15 protein-coding genes are annotated in these 16,718 nt (G+C 56.1%); 12 read left to right on the forward strand and 3 right to left on the reverse strand.

Annotated elements, in window-relative coordinates:
• Window positions 1–152 precede the first annotated feature (152 nt).
• From E2L00_RS00155 to sixA, 4 genes are all read left to right on the forward strand, one after another.
• Window positions 153–437, forward strand: a complete 285-nt coding sequence (locus E2L00_RS00155) for a YfcZ/YiiS family protein (protein WP_167605422.1) — start codon at window positions 153–155, stop codon at window positions 435–437.
• A gap of 306 nt (window positions 438–743) precedes the next feature.
• Complete coding sequence (gene fadI, locus E2L00_RS00160) at window positions 744–2,054, forward strand: acetyl-CoA C-acyltransferase FadI (protein ID WP_167605424.1); 1,311 nt, start codon at window positions 744–746, stop codon at window positions 2,052–2,054.
• Window positions 2,054–4,213 (forward strand): fatty acid oxidation complex subunit alpha FadJ, encoded by a 2,160-nt coding sequence (fadJ, locus tag E2L00_RS00165; RefSeq protein ID WP_167605426.1) that lies wholly within the window; start codon window positions 2,054–2,056, stop codon window positions 4,211–4,213. The genes fadI and fadJ overlap by 1 nt, the downstream gene beginning before the upstream one ends.
• 210 nt (window positions 4,214–4,423) lie before the next feature.
• Complete coding sequence (gene sixA / locus E2L00_RS00170) at window positions 4,424–4,912, forward strand: phosphohistidine phosphatase SixA (protein ID WP_167605428.1); 489 nt, start codon at window positions 4,424–4,426, stop codon at window positions 4,910–4,912.
• A gap of 161 nt (window positions 4,913–5,073) precedes the next feature.
• On the opposite strand, the gene smrB is transcribed toward sixA, so the two are convergent.
• A complete protein-coding gene (gene smrB / locus E2L00_RS00175) occupies window positions 5,074–5,625 on the reverse strand; it encodes an endonuclease SmrB (RefSeq protein WP_167607468.1) in 552 nt (183 codons plus the stop codon).
• Window positions 5,626–5,795: 170 nt separating this feature from the next.
• On the opposite strand from smrB, the gene prmB reads away from it, so the two are divergent.
• The 6 genes from prmB (at window position 5,796) to E2L00_RS00205 (ending at window position 10,701) form a co-directional block, all read left to right on the forward strand.
• A complete protein-coding gene (gene prmB, locus E2L00_RS00180; protein WP_167605430.1) occupies window positions 5,796–6,728 on the forward strand; it encodes a 50S ribosomal protein L3 N(5)-glutamine methyltransferase in 933 nt (310 codons plus the stop codon).
• 243 nt (window positions 6,729–6,971) lie between these two features.
• Window positions 6,972–8,057, forward strand: coding sequence for a chorismate synthase (gene aroC, locus E2L00_RS00185; protein WP_167605432.1), 1,086 nt, complete (start codon window positions 6,972–6,974; stop codon window positions 8,055–8,057).
• Between the two features lie 4 nt (window positions 8,058–8,061).
• Window positions 8,062–8,886, forward strand: a complete 825-nt coding sequence (gene mepA, locus E2L00_RS00190; RefSeq protein WP_167605434.1) for a penicillin-insensitive murein endopeptidase — start codon at window positions 8,062–8,064, stop codon at window positions 8,884–8,886.
• Between the two features lie 160 nt (window positions 8,887–9,046).
• A complete protein-coding gene (locus E2L00_RS00195) occupies window positions 9,047–9,844 on the forward strand; it encodes a sulfite exporter TauE/SafE family protein (RefSeq protein ID WP_167605436.1) in 798 nt (265 codons plus the stop codon).
• A gap of 2 nt (window positions 9,845–9,846) precedes the next feature.
• On the forward strand, window positions 9,847–10,395 hold the full coding sequence (locus E2L00_RS00200; protein ID WP_167605439.1) for an elongation factor P hydroxylase: 549 nt from the start codon (window positions 9,847–9,849) through the stop codon (window positions 10,393–10,395).
• Between the two features lie 27 nt (window positions 10,396–10,422).
• Window positions 10,423–10,701, forward strand: a complete 279-nt coding sequence (locus tag E2L00_RS00205; protein ID WP_167605440.1) for a YfcL family protein — start codon at window positions 10,423–10,425, stop codon at window positions 10,699–10,701.
• A 105-nt stretch (window positions 10,702–10,806) separates the two neighbouring features.
• Here E2L00_RS00205 and mnmC read toward each other — a convergent pair whose 3' ends face one another.
• Window positions 10,807–12,807, reverse strand: coding sequence for a bifunctional tRNA (5-methylaminomethyl-2-thiouridine)(34)-methyltransferase MnmC2/FAD-dependent 5-carboxymethylaminomethyl-2-thiouridine(34) oxidoreductase MnmC1 (gene mnmC / locus E2L00_RS00210; protein WP_338031866.1), 2,001 nt, complete (start codon window positions 12,805–12,807; stop codon window positions 10,807–10,809).
• A 157-nt stretch (window positions 12,808–12,964) separates the two neighbouring features.
• On the opposite strand from mnmC, the gene fabB reads away from it, so the two are divergent.
• The gene (gene fabB, locus E2L00_RS00215; RefSeq protein WP_167605444.1) at window positions 12,965–14,182 is read left to right on the forward strand and encodes a beta-ketoacyl-ACP synthase I; all 1,218 of its coding nucleotides are present in this window, start codon (window positions 12,965–12,967) and stop codon (window positions 14,180–14,182) included.
• 221 nt (window positions 14,183–14,403) lie between these two features.
• Window positions 14,404–15,585 carry an MFS transporter gene (locus E2L00_RS00220; RefSeq protein ID WP_167605446.1) on the forward strand — a complete coding sequence of 394 codons (1,182 nt, stop codon included), beginning with the start codon at window positions 14,404–14,406 and terminating at the stop codon, window positions 15,583–15,585.
• A gap of 81 nt (window positions 15,586–15,666) precedes the next feature.
• On the opposite strand, the gene flk is transcribed toward E2L00_RS00220, so the two are convergent.
• Window positions 15,667–16,674 carry a flagella biosynthesis regulator Flk gene (gene flk, locus E2L00_RS00225; RefSeq protein ID WP_167605448.1) on the reverse strand — a complete coding sequence of 336 codons (1,008 nt, stop codon included), beginning with the start codon at window positions 16,672–16,674 and terminating at the stop codon, window positions 15,667–15,669.
• Window positions 16,675–16,718: the final 44 nt, after the last annotated feature.

Genomic DNA, 16,718 nt, shown 5'->3' on the forward strand with positions numbered 1-16,718 from the left:
AGGTATGAATTTTGTTTTAGATCATTTTTAAGTGTGATTTTGGTCACTTACGGACGCAGGAAAAATTAACGACTGGAGAGGCTTCAACGGGGAGCGTAAAATAAGCAGCTATTGTTGAATCCGTTTTGGCTTTGTATACAGAGGAAATCATAATGAGTAAAAATACCGCCGATGAAACCCCGGTTTGCTGCTGTATTGACGTCGGCTCCATTATTGACAACACCGACTGCACCGCGACGTACAGCCGCGTTTTCGCCGACAAAGCACAGGCAGACGAAACGCTGGCCGCGCTGAGCGCAAAGGCCCGTGAAGTTGAATCTGAGCCATGCCAGATAGTTCCGCGTTATACAGAGGCCGACGAAGGCGTGCGTCTGGATATTGACTTCGTCTTCAGCTGCCAGGCTGAAACCATGATCTTCCAGCTCGGCCTGCGTTAATTTTTCCTCACGCTCTGTTGCCGGGAGCGTTAAGTTGCTGACAAAGAAGGAAAAAGCATGGGTTTTCCTTCTTTGCGGTCATCAGCCGAAAATCAGTGGCTTGATTTTGCTTGGTTTTAAATGACGCCTTCTTTAATTTTGTGACGCCGGGAGGTTGGTCATCAGTCTCAGTCTTTTCCTCTGCCAAAGCGTGTCCATCCTCCCAATTTTTTAGTCGCCCGGTTGGCTGAATGTAACTTTTTGGTTAAAACTGTGATCAGGTCAGACCACTTTGCGTCTGTTTACAATTTTTAACAGGGGAGCGTTATGAGTCAGGCACTTCCGCTGGTGACCCGCCAGGGTGACCGCATTGCCATCGTCAGTGGTTTGCGCACGCCATTTGCCCGTCAGGCGACCACGTTCCACGGCATTCCCGCAATCGATCTTGGCAATATGGTGGTCAGCGAGCTGCTGGCACGCAGTGAAATTTCCCCCGAAATCATCGAGCAACTCGTTTTCGGCCAGGTTGTACAGATGCCCGAAGCGCCGAACATCGCCCGTGAAATCGTCCTCGGCACCGGCATGAGCGTGCACACGGACGCCTACAGCGTGAGCCGGGCCTGTGCAACCAGCTTTCAGGCCGTCGCAAACGTAGCCGAAAGCCTGCTGGCCGGTACTATCCGCGCCGGCATTGCAGGCGGGGCGGACTCGTCTTCCGTCCTGCCGATTGGCGTAAGCAAAAAGCTGGGCCGCACGTTAGTGGATGTGAATAAAGCCCGCACTTTTGCTCAGCGTCTGAAACTCTTTTCCCGCCTGCGTCCACGCGATCTCCTGCCCGTTCCCCCGGCGGTCGCTGAATATTCCACCGGCCTGAGAATGGGCGATACCGCCGAGCAAATGGCGAAAACGCACGGGATTACTCGCGAACAGCAGGATGCTCTCGCGCACCGTTCTCACGAGCGTGCGGCGCTCGCCTGGCAGGAAGGAAAGCTGGCCGATGAGGTGATGACGGCTTTTATTCCACCATATCGTCAGCCGCTTAGCGAAGATAACGTTGTGCGTAAAAATTCATCGCTTGCAGATTACGCAAAGCTTCGTCCGGCTTTTGACCGTAAACACGGAACGGTGACCGCGGCTAACAGCACGCCATTAACCGACGGTGCGGCCGCAGTCATCCTGATGACTGAATCCCGGGCCAAAGAGCTTGGCCTCAAACCGCTGGGTTTTTTGCGCAGCTATGCTTTCACCGCGGTCGATGTCTGGAAAGATATGTTGTCAGGCCCGGCATGGGCCACGCCGCTGGCGCTGGAAAGAGCGGGTATTACCCTTAACGATTTAACCCTGTTTGATATGCACGAAGCGTTTGCGGCCCAGACGCTCGCCAATTTGAAAATGCTTTCCAGCGAACGCTTTGCACGCGATGTGCTGGGGCGATCTCATGCTACCGGCGAAGTGGACGAGGCAAAATTTAACGTGCTCGGCGGTTCGATTGCTTATGGGCATCCCTTTGCCGCAACGGGGGCGCGCATGATTACGCAAACGCTGCATGAGCTTCGCCGTCGCGGCGGAGGTTTGGGGCTGGTGACCGCCTGCGCGGCGGGCGGGCTGGGTGCAGCAATGGTTCTGGAGGTCGAATAATGGAACAAATCAACGCATTCTCACTGCATATTCGACCTGACAACGTCGCGGTGGTCACGATTGATGTGCCAGGCGAAAAAATGAACACTCTCAAAGCATCGTTTGGCCCTGAGGTTCACGCCCTTATCAAACAGGTGAGGGATAACAACAGCCTGCAAGGCCTGGTGTTTATTTCCGGTAAGCCCGATAACTTTATTGCGGGCGCGGATATCAATATGATTGCGGGCTGCCAGACCGCGCAGGAAGCGCAGGATTTGGCGCGCCAGGGCCAGCAGATTATGGCAGAGATCGCCGCGCTGCCGGTCCCGGTGGTGGCGGCAATTCATGGCGCCTGTCTTGGCGGCGGGCTTGAGCTGGCGCTGGCCTGTCATGCAAGAATCTGTACCGACGATGAAAAAACGAAGCTGGGGCTGCCGGAGGTACAGCTGGGCCTGCTGCCCGGCTCTGGCGGCACGCAGCGTTTGCCGCGTCTGATTGGCGTGAGCAACGCGCTGGACACCATCCTCACCGGCAAGCAGCTACGCCCTCGTCAGGCGCTGAAGCTGGGGCTGGTTGACGATGTTGTTCCGCAATCCATTTTGCTTAATGCCGCCGTTGAGCTGGCGCTCAAGGGCCGTAAGCCTGCACGAGTTTTACCCGTTCGCGAACGGGTTCTTGCCGGTCCACTTGGACGCTCGCTGTTGTTCAACATCGTGAGCAAAAAAACGGAACAAAAAACTAAAGGCAACTACCCGGCCACGCGGCGCGTGCTTGAGGTGATAAAACTCGGGCTGGAGCAGGGAGCGCACAGCGGCTACGAGGCTGAGGCAAAAGCCTTTGGCGAGCTGGCGATGACGCCGCAGTCCGCCGCGCTGCGTGGGATATTCTTTGCCAGCACGGAACTGAAAAAAGAGCATGGCAGCGATGCTGCGCCTCGTTCAATTCATGCGGTTGGCGTGCTGGGCGGCGGATTGATGGGCGGCGGTATCGCTTACGTCACGGCGACGAAAGGCCATCTTCCAGTGCGCATCAAAGACATCGGCAACGAAGGCATTAATCACGCGCTGCAATACAGTTGGGATCTGCTGGATAAAAAAGTGCGCCGCCGCCATATGAAAGCGGCAGAGCGTCAGCGCGAGATGGCACGTATTTCTGGCGGAACGGATTACAGCGGTTTTCACAGCCGCGATATCGTGGTGGAAGCCGTGTTTGAAGATCTGGCGCTGAAGCAAAAAATGGTGGCAGAAATTGAACAGCACGCCGCGCCGCAGACGGTTTTCGCCTCTAACACATCTTCATTGCCTATCGCAGATATTGCCGCTAACGCCGCGCGTCCGGAACAGGTTATCGGCCTGCACTATTTCAGCCCGGTAGACAAAATGCCGCTGGTGGAGGTTATTCCCCATGCCGGTACTTCTGCACAAACGATTGCCACAACCGTTGCCCTGGCGAAGAAACAGGGTAAAACGCCGATTGTGGTTGGGGACAGCGCAGGGTTTTACGTTAACCGTATCCTGGCTCCGTATGTCAACGAAGCGATGCGTTGCCTGGTAGAAGGAGAGCCCGTCGATAAAATCGACGAGGCGCTGGTCAAATTTGGCTTCCCCGTTGGCCCAATCCAACTTTTGGATGAGGTGGGAATCGACGTGGGAACTAAAATTAGCCCAATTCTTCAGCAGGCTTACGGCGAGCGCTTTGCCGCCCCGGATGCGATTGCAGCAATATTGAACGACGATCGCAAAGGGAGAAAAAATGGTCGCGGTTTCTATCTTTATGACCCGAAAGGGCGTAAAAGCAAAAAGCAGGTCGACCCTGCAATTTATAAGCTTATTGGCGTAACGCCGAAGGGGCGGCTGGAAGCAAAAGCTATTGCCGAACGCTGCGTGATGATGATGCTCAATGAAGCTGCCCGTTGCCTTGATGAAGGCGTTGTGCGCAGCGCTCGCGACGGCGATATTGGCGCCGTATTTGGTATTGGTTTCCCGCCGTTCCTCGGCGGTCCGTTCCGCTATATGGATAGCACAGGCGCGGGTGAAATTGTCGCAACGCTGCAACGCCTTTCCAGCCAGTACGGCGAGCGGTTTTCACCCTGCGACAGGCTGTTAACGATGGCCGGGAATAACCTCGCTTTCAATGATTCGCTGAAACAAGAAGCAGAAATTGGGGTCAAAGAAGCATGAGTTTTGCCTCCCCAGGGGGAGGGTTATAAACTCGGTGAACGGACGCTGGTCGATCATTTTGTAAACTATGATTGACTATACTTGCAGCATTGGAGTAAAAAACAGCGTTTCATTCGGAATACGAATAAGGCACAATGCCCGGCTGCTGAATATATCCTCTCTGCTGAAAGGGTGTGTTACGGCATTCCTGGTTAACAAAAGCGGTGCAATATGCAAGTTTTTATCATGCGTCATGGCGACGCAGCACTCGATGCCGCCAGCGACTCGGTACGTCCTTTGACCCAATGTGGCTGTGACGAATCCCGTGTTATGGCGACCTGGTTAAAAAGTCAGGTAGCGGATATCGAACGTGTTCTGGTGAGCCCTTACCTGCGAGCTGAACAGACCCTGGGCGTGGTGCGGGAAGCGCTTAATCTCCCGGAAAAAGAAGACATCCTGCCGGAACTGACCCCGTGCGGCGATGTTGGCCTGGTAAGCTGCTATCTGCAGGCCCTGGCCAATGAAGGCGTTGAATCGGCGCTGGTGGTTTCTCACCTGCCGTTGGTGGGTTACCTGGTGTCTGAACTCTGTCCTGAAGAAACCCCGCCGATGTTCAGCACCTCGGCTATCGCCAGCGTAACGCTGGATGCCCAAACCGGAAAAGGGGTGTTTAACTGGCAGATGAGTCCCTGCAATCTGAAAATAGCGAAAGCTATCTGACAGCCGTAAGCATGAAAAAAGAGCCGCGAAATGCGGCTTTTCTTGTTTTTCTCTCTTAGACAGGGAGAGGGTTATCACTTTCTCCCTGTCTGAAGAGGAGAAGGCTATCACTTTTCTTCTCCCTTTCCCTTCAGGGCTGAGGGTTCCAGTCAATGCTGAAGCTAAGGCAACTCCGGCGGCTGCCACTCCTCGACTTCAATCAATACCAGCAAAGCCGCATCACCGCCGTACTCTTTCGGTGCCTGATGAAAGGCCATCACATGCGGATGCTGAGCGAGCCACAGCGGCGTTTGCTGCTTTAATATATGTTTACCATGGCCGTGCATTACGCAGGCGCAAAACACGTGTTCACGGCGACAGGCGGCGATTAACGCGCCCAGCTCTTGCTTTGCCTGAAGCTGCGTCAGGCCGTGCAAATCCAAAAACAGCTCGGGGGAATAATCTCCCCGGCGGATCTTTTTTAATTCGAAATGGCTAACGTCTTCACGGACATAGCGAGTAGGGCCTTCAGACGCCAGTCTTGGCTGGAATTCGTCGGAAAAGTAATGGCTGGCGTCGGCCTGCTCCTGCAACAGCCGTTTCACCGGTACTTCCTGGATCTTTTTGCGCACCGGGCGGTGGACAATAGTGTCCTGGGCAAGTTTCTTCGTGCCGCTCATCAAGTCACGGAAAAGGTTCCTTTCGTCAACGCTGAGCGGAGGTTTCTTCTTCATCGCTTTCTCGTCTTGCATCTGCTTTGACGTCAGTTTACCTGCTTTGGCGCTCACCACTAAATAAAACGCAAATTTCCACCCCGCTACGGTGATTGCATGCTGATTTGTCGCGACCTTCATGGCAAACTAATCGATTATTGAATTAGCGCGAACGGCCTGCGGAGGGCAACGTGGATAAAATTTTCGTCGATGAGGCAGTGAATGAACTGCACACCATTCAGGATATGCTGCGCTGGGCAGTCAGCCGCTTTAGCGCCGCCAACATCTGGTATGGTCACGGCACCGACAACCCGTGGGATGAAGCCGTTCAGCTGGTGCTGCCAAGCCTCTATCTGCCGCTGGATATTCCTGAAGATATGCGCACCGCACGTCTGACTCCCAGCGAGCGTCATCGCATCGTTGAGCGCGTGATCCGCCGTGTGAACGAGCGCATTCCGGTCGCCTACCTCACCAACAAAGCCTGGTTCTGCGGCCACGAATTCTATGTGGACGAGCGTGTGCTGGTGCCGCGTTCACCGATCGGTGAGCTGATCACTAACCGTTTTGCCGGTCTTTACGACGCCGAGCCACAGCACATTCTGGATATGTGTACCGGCAGCGGCTGTATCGCCATTGCCTGCGCGTATGAATTCACTAATACCGAAGTGGACGCGGTAGATATCTCTCTTGACGCGCTGGCGGTGGCCGAGCAAAACATCGCCGAACACGGTCTGGAAAACCAGGTGACGCCAATCCGCTCAGACCTGTTCCGCGACCTGCCGAAAGTGCAGTACGATATTATCGTCACTAATCCGCCGTACGTTGATGCGGAAGATATGTCCGATCTGCCGGGCGAGTTCCGCTTTGAGCCTGAGCTGGGGCTTGCGGCAGGCAGCGATGGCCTGAAACTGGCGCGTCGCATTCTGGCCTGCGCGCCGGATTATCTGGCCGACGGCGGGATTCTGATTTGTGAAGTGGGTAACAGCATGATACATCTGATGGAGCAGTACCCGGACGTGCCTTTCACCTGGCTTGAGTTCGATAACGGCGGTGACGGCGTCTTTATGCTGACCAAATCGCAGCTTATTGCGGCTCGCGAACATTTCAGCATCTATAAAGATTAATCTGTGCAGGCGGGCCGTAAGGCCCGTCGAAGGTTGCTGACAAAGAAGGAAAAAGCGTGGTTTTCCCTTCTTTATCGTTATCAGCCGAAAATCAATGAATTGATTTTCCTTGTTTTTTGATTGGTGATGCAGGCTTATCCTGCGACTCGATGAGCTTTGTCGTCAGTCTGAGGCGGGCCGTAAGGCCCGTCGCCATTTCGCTCGCAGCACAACAATGACAACAACGGTATGAAAGGAGCCGTGATGGCAGGAAACAGCATTGGACAAGTATTTCGCGTAACGACATTTGGTGAATCCCACGGCATCGCGCTGGGTTGTATTGTGGACGGCGTGCCGCCGGGCATTCCTCTTACAGAAGCTGACCTGCAACACGATCTCGATCGCCGCCGCCCGGGCACTTCTCGCTACACCACGCAGCGTCGCGAGCCGGACCAGGTAAAAATTCTGTCTGGCGTATTTGAAGGCGTAACCACCGGCACCAGCATCGGCCTGCTGATTGAAAATACCGATCAGCGCTCTCAGGATTACAGCGCCATCAAAGATGTGTTCCGTCCGGGGCACGCTGATTACACCTACGAACAAAAATACGGCCTGCGCGATTACCGTGGCGGCGGTCGTTCTTCCGCGCGTGAAACCGCCATGCGCGTGGCGGCGGGCGCCATCGCCAAAAAATACCTGGCGCATAAATACGGCATCACCATTCGCGGCTGTCTGACGCAAATGGGCGACGTGCCGCTTGAAATCAAAGACTGGCAGCAGGTGGAACAGAACCCGTTCTTCTGCCCGGATCCGGACAAAATCGAAACCCTCGACGAACTGATGCGCGCGCTGAAAAAAGAAGGCGATTCTATCGGGGCGAAAGTCACCGTGGTTGCCGATAACGTGCCGCCGGGCCTGGGCGAGCCGGTATTTGACCGTTTAGATGCGGATATCGCCCATGCGCTGATGAGCATTAACGCGGTGAAAGGCGTTGAAATTGGCGAAGGTTTTGGCGTGGTGAACCTGCGCGGCAGCCAGAATCGCGATGAAATCACCAAAGAAGGTTTCCAGAGCAATCACGCTGGCGGCATTCTCGGCGGCATCAGCAGCGGCCAGCAGATCGTGGCGAATATGGCGCTGAAGCCCACTTCCAGCATTATGGTTCCCGGGCGCACCATCAACCGCGAAGGCGAAGAAGTTGAGATGGTCACCCGTGGCCGTCACGATCCCTGCGTAGGGATCCGTGCGGTGCCGATCGCCGAAGCGATGCTGGCGATCGTCCTGCTGGATCACATGCTGCGTCAGCGTGCTCAAAACGCCGACGTGACCTCTTCTTTACCGCGCTGGTAAGGCGATGAAAATAGCTCTTGTGGGGCTGCTGGCGTTGCTTGCCAGCGCCGCAACGCTTGCCGCCACGCCGTGGCAAAAAATCAGCCATCCGGTTGCGGGCAGCCCGCAGTCCATCGGCGCATTTTCCAATGGATGCATTGTTGGCGCCCACGAGCTGCCGTTAAACGACGCCCGCTATCAGGTTATGCGTCAGGATCAGCGCCGCTATTTCGGCCATCCCGATTTAGTGATGTTTATTCAGCGCCTGAGTAATCAGGTGCATCAGCTTGGCCTGGGCACGGTGCTGATTGGCGATATGGGCATGGCCGCGGGCGGGCGCTTTAGCTCCGGACACGCCAGCCACCAGACCGGGCTGGATGTCGATATCTTCCTGCAACTGCCCAAAACGCGCTGGACATCTTCACAGTTGCTTAAACCGCAGGCGCTGGATTTGGTGGCGAGCGATGACAAGCACGTTATCCAGCGTCTGTGGCAGCCGGAAATTGATAGCCTGATTAAGCTCGCGGCGAAGGATAACGATGTGACGCGCATCTTCGTCAACCCTGCAATCAAGCAGCAGCTTTGCCTGAACGCCGGGGCCGATCGCGACTGGCTGCGTAAAGTTCGTCCGTGGTTTGCCCATCGCGCGCATATGCACGTTCGCCTGCGCTGCCCGGCGGACAGCCTTGAGTGCGAAGATCAGCCTTTGCCGCCTCCTGGCGACGGCTGCGGTGCCGAACTGCAAAGCTGGTTTGCGCCTCCGGCTCCGGGCAGTACGCCGCCGAAAAAGAAAACGCCTCCCCCCATTCCGGCCTCTTGTCAGGCTTTACTGGATAACCACGAGCTCTGACGGATAAGTTCATGGAATGAAAATTGCGGCCAAAGCAGGAGAAGCCTTTGTTTTTCCTTGTTTTTAGGAAGCAGACGAAAATCAATAAACTGGTTTTCCTTGTTAATTTTTTGGCGAGAACTTTTCGCCTCCCAACTGCACGAGGTTTGTCATCAGTCTGATGGAATGGTTTATGGTTTCGCCCCTGATGCTGGTGGCGCTGTTTTTTGTCGCCCTGCTGGCAGGGTTTATTGATGCGCTGGCGGGCGGCGGCGGGCTGTTGACCGTGCCTGCTTTGCTGGCAGCCGGTATGTCACCCGCGCAGGCGCTGGCCACCAACAAGCTGCAGGCCTGCGGCGGTTCGGTTTCAGCCTCGCTCTATTTTATTCGTCGCAAAGTGGTAAACCTTGCCGATCAGAAACTCAATATCGCGATGACGTTTCTCGGCTCGACAACCGGTGCGCTGCTGGTTCAGCACGTTAAGTCAGACGTGCTGCGTCAGATCCTGCCGCTGCTGGTGATCGGTATCGGCCTGTACTTTTTGCTGATGCCAAAACTCGGTGAAGAAGACAGGCAGCGTCGCCTGTACGGCTTGCCTTTTGCGCTCATTGCGGGTGGCTGCGTAGGTTTTTACGATGGATTCTTCGGCCCCGGCGCGGGTTCATTTTACGCGCTGGCGTTTGTGACGCTGTGCGGCTTTAATCTCGCAAAATCTACCGCGCATGCCAAAGTGCTAAACGCCACGTCGAACCTCGGCGGGCTGCTGCTGTTTATCATTGGCGGGAAAGTGATTTGGGGAACCGGCTTTGTAATGATGGCCGGGCAATTTTTGGGCGCGCGTATGGGATCGCGCCTGGTATTAAGCAAGGGGCAGAAGCTTATCCGGCCGATGATAGTTATTGTCTCGGCGGTGATGAGTGCCAAACTGTTATTTGATAGCCATGGAACGGAGATCCTCCACTGGTTGGGGGTAGCGTAAATATGACCACAGCACACCATTATCAGGAGCTGATCGATATTTTCGATAGCTGCTTTAAGGACGATTTTAATACCCGTCTGATTAAAGGCGACGACGAACCGATCTATCTTCCAGCAGACGCAGAAGTGCCGTACAACCGTATTGTCTTCGCCCACGGTTATTATGCGAGCGGTTTGCACGAGATTTCACACTGGTGTATCGCCGGCAAAGCGCGCCGCGAACTGGTGGATTTCGGCTACTGGTACTGCCCGGACGGGCGCGATGCCGGGACACAAAGCAGGTTCGAGGATGTGGAAGTGAAGCCCCAGGCGCTGGAATGGCTGTTATGCGTGGCGGCGGGCTTCCCGTTTAACGTAAGCTGCGACAATCTGAGCGGTGATTTTGAGCCGGACAGGGTTGCGTTTCAGCGTCGTGTTCACGCCCGGGTCATGGCCTGGCTTGAGGAAGGCGTCCCTGAACGCCCGGCACGCCTGATGGCCGCCCTGCGTGAATATTATAAAACCCCGCCGGTAACAGCAGACCTGTTCCCCTGGCCGGAAGATTTAAACTAATTACCTGCAAATGAGGAAGAACGTACGATGATCGCGGAATTTGAAACACGCATTCTGGCGTTAATTGATGGCATGGTGGATACCGCCGGGGATGACGAGCTGTTTGCCAGCGGTTATCTGCGCGGCCATCTCACGCTGGCGGTAGCGGAGCTGGAGCACGGGGAAGATCACTCGCCGCAAGCGCTGCACGCGATGGTTTCCAGCAGTCTGGCAAAAGCGATTCAGGCGGGCGAGCTTTCCCCGCGCGACCAGTCACTGGTGCTGGGCATGTGGGATAACCTGTATCAGCAGGCGGAGTTTCAGTAATCCATCACAGGCGGTGGATGGCGCTTGCGCTTATCCACCCTACACAACAATTTGTAGGTCGGGTAAGCGTAAGCGCCACCCGACAACCCGCGCCTTCCGACAAAATTAACGCACTTCCTTCCCCTTCAGCAGCTTCCGCACCCAAAACCGATTCGGGCTTAGCGCCGCAAGCGTTGCGCTATCAAGCGGGATCGGCTCGTCGCTCATTTGCGCAGCCAGAATTTCTGCCGCCAGCGGGGCGGTGCATAAGCCTCTCGAACCCAGACCTGCCAGCATAAACAGATTGTCGTAGACCGGCGCGCTGACGGCGTTATCTTTGCCGTTAACCAGTTCAGCATAGCTTTCCAGCGTACGGTTATAATCCGCTACGCTGCCGATAACCGGCAGATGATCGCGTGTGGCGCAGCGCACGCCGCAGCGCGCTTCGCCTGCGGTGATATCCACCTCCTGCGGCCAGTCGGCTTCCGGCAGGCAGTTGAGCAGGCGCTGGCGATTATATTCCTGGTCTTCCTCGCTGTAGCACATATCCTGTACGCCACGGTGGTAGCTTGCGCCGATGCAATGCTGCTGATTGGTCGGGTTAAGCGGTGTCAGATAACCGTCGTAACACAGCACCTGGCGGAGTGCTGCCAGGGCAGGGCTGGTTGGGATATGGCTTACCTGGCCGCCGACTGCGGAAACCGGCAGCTTTTCGGTTTGCCGGAATTGATTAACGTTATGCCCGTTCGCCAGCACAACGACGGCGTGCCGTTGCGGCGCCTGGTCTGCAAATTCTATCTTCCAGCCAGCGGCTGATTTATCCAGCGCCGTAACGCGATGCTGATAATACGTTTTCAGCCCTTGCTGCTGCGCCAGCTCCAGCGCGCCGGCGGTAAGCTGTGCCGGACACAGCCAGCCGCCCAGCGGATAGGTGATGCCGCCGCAGCCTGTTTCCACCCCGCTAATTTCGGCAACGGTTTTTTTATCTACGGCGTGAGCAAGCGGCTGCGGAAACGCCAGGCTTAGCATCTGCTCGATTTTATGCTGGCTTCTTTCATCCCAGCCGAGCTGCGTAACGCCGCACCAGTCGTGATCGAACTCAACGGGCAGCGAATCATACAGGCGGCGGGCGAAGGTGAAAGCCGCGGCAAAGAAATTGGTGAGCGAAGCGTCATGCGTGCTTAGCAACGGGTAAAGCGCGCCCTGACGGTTGCCGGACGCGCCTTGCGCGGGCGCTTCATCTTCGCAGTAAAGCGTCACCTGCCAGCCGCGACGAAGCAGCGCAAGCGAGAGCAGGGCGCTGGCAATGCCGCCGCCGACAATCGCCACCTCTTTTCCCTGCGCCGGAGGGCGCGCATACCACGGGGTTTGCGCCCGTTGAAGGAGATCCTGTTCCATTATTCCGGTTAACATGGTGCGCTTGCGCCCGAAGCCTTTGGCTTTCGTCATGCTGAAGCCGGCGTCGATAAGCCCACGGCGCACGAAACCGGCGCAGGTAAAGGTGGCCAGCGTGCCGCCAGGGCGCGCCAGCTTCGCCATCGAGCTGAACAGCCCTGGCGTCCACATATCCGGGTTTTTCGACGGGGCAAAACCATCCAGGAACCAGGCGTCGACCTGTTTCGTCAAAGTGTCATCCAGCTGGGGTATCAGTTCGTTAATATCGCCAAACCACAGATCCAGCGTGATGCGCCCTTGCGCCAGCAGCAGCCGATGACAGCCGGCCACGGGAAGCGGCCATCGTTGCCGGAGCGCTTCGGCAAACTCTGCCAGCTCCGGCCAGTGGCCGTGTGCCAGCGCTAAATCGGCAACGGTGAGCGGAAATTTTTCAAAACTAATAAAATGAAGACGCTGGAGCGTGGCATGAGGCTGTTTTACACAGAAATCCTCAAAAGTCTGCCATAAAGTCAAAAAGTTAAGTCCAGTACCGAAGCCGCTTTCGGCTACGGTAAAGAGTGAGCGCTCGTGGCTTGTGAAACGCTCTGGCAGCCGGTTTCCTCCCAGAAAGACATAACGAGTTTCCTCCAGTCCATTATCATTAGAGAAGTACACGTCATCAAATTCTCGGGATACAGGTGTACCCTCTTCGTTGAAGCCAAGGCTGGCGGATTGTACAGGGGCGTGTTTCACGTAAGTTACTCGTCTGGCAGGCAGTGAAACGATAGTAACGATGTGTGCGAAGCGGCGCAAATTTCAGGCCGATTTGGCTGATCGGACTTGTTCGGCGTACAAGTGTACGCTATTGTGCCAGTCGAAATCCTAAATAGTGCAGTGGAAGAGGTATTGAATGAAACGTGCAGTGATTACTGGCCTGGGCATCGTTTCCAGCATCGGTAATAACCAGCAGGAAGTCCTGGCATCTCTGCGTGAAGGACGCTCCGGGATCACTTACTCTGAAGAGTTTAAAGATTCAGGTATGCGTAGCCACGTATGGGGTAACGTCAAACTGGACACCACCGGTTTGATTGACCGTAAAGTGGTTCGTTTCATGAACGATGCCTCTGTCTATGCCTATCTTTCCATGCAGGAAGCTATCGCAGATGCTGGCCTGAGCGAAGAGGTTTACCAGAACAACCCGCGCGTTGGCCTGATTGCCGGCTCCGGTGGTTCATCTAAAGCGCAGGTATTCGGTGCGGACGCAATGCGCAGCCCGCGCGGCCTGAAAGCGGTTGGTCCATATGTTGTGACCAAAGCGATGGGCTCAGCGGTTTCCGCCTGCCTCGCCACGCCGTTCAAAATCCACGGTGTGAACTACTCTATCAGCTCCGCATGTGCCACGTCTGCACACTGCATCGGTAATGCGGTAGAGCAGATCCAGCTGGGTAAACAGGACATCGTATTTGCCGGCGGCGGCGAAGAGCTGGGCTGGGAAATGGCCTGTGAATTTGACGCGATGGGCGCACTCTCCACCAAATACAACGAAACTCCAGAAAAAGCATCCCGTACCTATGACGCGTACCGTGACGGTTTCGTTATCGCAGGCGGCGGCGGCATGGTTGTGGTTGAAGAGCTGGAGCACGCTCTGGCGCGTGGCGCGCACATCTACGCTGAAATCGTTGGCTACGGCGCAACGTCCGACGGCGCAGACATGGTTGCGCCATCAGGCGAAGGCGCGGTGCGCTGCATGAAGATGGCAATGCACGGTATTGATACGTCGATTGACTATCTGAACACCCACGGAACGTCCACGCCGGTTGGCGATGTGAAAGAACTGGGCGCAATCCGTGAAGTCTTCGGTGATAACTCTCCGGCGATGTCCGCAACCAAAGCGATGACCGGCCACTCTCTGGGTGCCGCAGGCGTTCAGGAAGCTATCTACTCTCTGCTGATGCTGGAACACGGCTTTATCGCCCCAAGCATCAATATTGACGAGCTGGACGAGCAGGCGAAAGGCCTGAACATCATCACCGAAACAACCGAGCGTAAGCTGAACACGGTAATGTCCAACAGCTTCGGCTTCGGCGGCACCAACGCCACGCTGGTGATGCGCAAAATCGACGCATAAGCGCAGTAAAATCTGGCAACGGGGTGTCTCAGGACGCCCCGTTTTTTTATATTTACCTTTCTTGACGCTGTGTTTGAATGCAGGCACTATGCCCGACGTAACATTATTTTATCGATAATGCGTAAGCGTTTAACGTCAACCAACGCACCTTTAATCTGACCTATCAGATAGAGAGGCGTGGTGTTTCCCCGCCTTACTCTGCTGTTAATGGAGTAAGCAGTATGTCTGCTATACCTGAGCCCCACCTTAAAAAAACGAAGTCGGCTAACCGACAGCTTTTCAAAATTACCTTTGCCATTTTTCTGACCTATATGACCGTCGGCCTGCCGCTGCCCGTTATTCCGCTGTTTGTTCATCAGCAGCTTGGTTACGGCAATATGATGGTTGGCATCGCCGTAGGCATTCAGTTTCTTGCCACGGTTCTGACGCGTGGCTATGCGGGGCGACTCGCCGATCGGCAAGGAGCAAAGCGTTCAACCATGCAGGGCATGTTTGCCTGTGCGCTGGCGGGCATCGCTTATCTGTTGGCGGCGCTGCTGCCGGTTGAAGACGCGGTCAAATTCGGGCTGCTTATCGTCGGGCGGCTTATTCTCGGTTTTGGCGAAAGCCAGCTGCTGACCGGCACCCTGACCTGGGGAATGGGGCTGGTTGGCCCGGCCCGTTCGGGCAAAGTCATGTCGTGGAACGGCATGGCGATGTATGGCGCGTTAGCCGCTGGCGCCCCGCTGGGGCTGTTTCTTAACAGCCAGTGGGGGTTTGTTGCGCTGGGGATCTCTACCCTCGTTCTGCCGCCAGTCGCCTGGCTGTTTAACGGGCGAGTTAATCCTGTACCGGCCCATAAAGGTGAACGTCCTTCGCTGTTCGCCGTCGTCGGCCTTATCTGGAAGCCGGGGCTGGGATTAGCATTACAGGGCGTGGGATTCGCGGTTATCGGCGCATTTGTCTCGCTCTACTTTGCCGCAAAAGGCTGGGCCTGGGCGGGCTTTACGCTGAGCGCCTTTGGCGGGGCTTTTGTTATGATGCGCGTATTATTCGGCTGGATGCCGGACCGCTTTGGCGGCGTGCGCGTGGCGCTGGTTTCGTTAGCTATTGAGACGCTTGGTCTGGTGCTGCTATGGCAGGCGTCCGCTGCCTGGGTTGCCCTGCTGGGCGCGGCGTTAACCGGCTGCGGCTGTTCGTTAATCTTCCCCGCGCTGGGCGTTGAGGTTGTGAAACGCGTGCCCGCCCAGGTTCGCGGGACGGCGCTGGGCGGCTATGCCGCGTTTCAGGATATCTCATACGGTATTACCGGGCCGCTGGCGGGGCTATTAGCGACTTCGTTTGGCTACTCTTCCGTGTTTCTGGCGGGCGCGATTTCTGCGGTGGCAGGGATTGTTGTTACGCTTGCGGCTTTCCGGAAGTAATTTAAAGGACGCTGTAGGGCGGGGCGGATGAGCGTCAAAGCCAGCCGCCCGGCGGCATTGCCCCTTCAAAGAGGGGCAAAGTTACACAACTATCCACAACAAAACCATCACTACGATCAGCGCAATTAACAAAAGCCCTGGCCGTGCCGAAATGGCTTTAAACGGCTCCACGAACGGCGCGATAAAGGGATTGTAGATTGGCTGGATATTCTGTACTTCAAGCGCTGCCGCCTGGTGGCGCTCGGCTCGCTTCAAAAATACCTGGTTCAAAATATCCTGCACCTGGGCGGTGGTCAGCAGCGTCTGCGGCGTGGCCTGAAAACGCTGCTGCGAATAGTCCGTTATCTCTTTCCACTCTGCGGGTTCTAAAGGCTGTTTTAACGCAGCCTGGACGGCATGCAAAGTGGGAGCGGCTTGCTGGCTTAACGTCTGGCGCGCCTGCAGCCAGGTGGTCAGCAGCGTAAAGTGTTTAGCCGGTATCAGCTCGCCGGTCTTCACGCCGGACAGCTCCAGCATGGACTGCCAGATAAGCTTTCCTGATTCACCCGTTGCCGCGGTGAGTTTCGCTACCTGCTGATTCAGGGCGCTATGTTCCGCAGGCAGCAGAGGGCGGTCGGTCGCCGGACGCTGCTGCGGCTGTGGAATGGTTAACTGGTTATTTTGCAGCAGCGTGAGTACGCTTTTTAACTGCTGCGGCGTAAGCTGGCTGAGCGCGCTGTGGCCGAACTCCCGGCGAATGTAGTCGCTTACGGCCTGGCGATTATTTCCCTGCGGCAGCAGGTCGCTGAGCTGCTGCACAATCTGGCGCGTGGCGTGCGTAGTCTGTACGCCAGCCAGGCGTTGGTTGAGATTTTGCTCGGCGGCCGGGAAATGGCGCGAGAGGAGCGGCATCTCGTTCTTTAACCCCAGGTCGTGTTTGACCCCGGCCCACACCTCAGCGCTCTGCAACTGGCTAAGCGCGACGATACGCGTGATCAGGCGTTCCAGCACGGTACGTTGTTGAGATGACAGCGGTAACTCGCCTGTAGCAGAAGGCGCGGGAGCGGGTTCTCCCGGAGGGCGAGGCGTTGCCCCCTGAATGGGTTGCATGACTTTTCCTTAATCTGACCTGATGAGCGGCAAACATTACATGG

The sequence above is a fragment of the Cedecea colo genome (assembly GCF_011808225.1).
In the GTDB taxonomy this organism is placed as follows: domain Bacteria; phylum Pseudomonadota; class Gammaproteobacteria; order Enterobacterales; family Enterobacteriaceae; genus Dryocola; species Dryocola colo.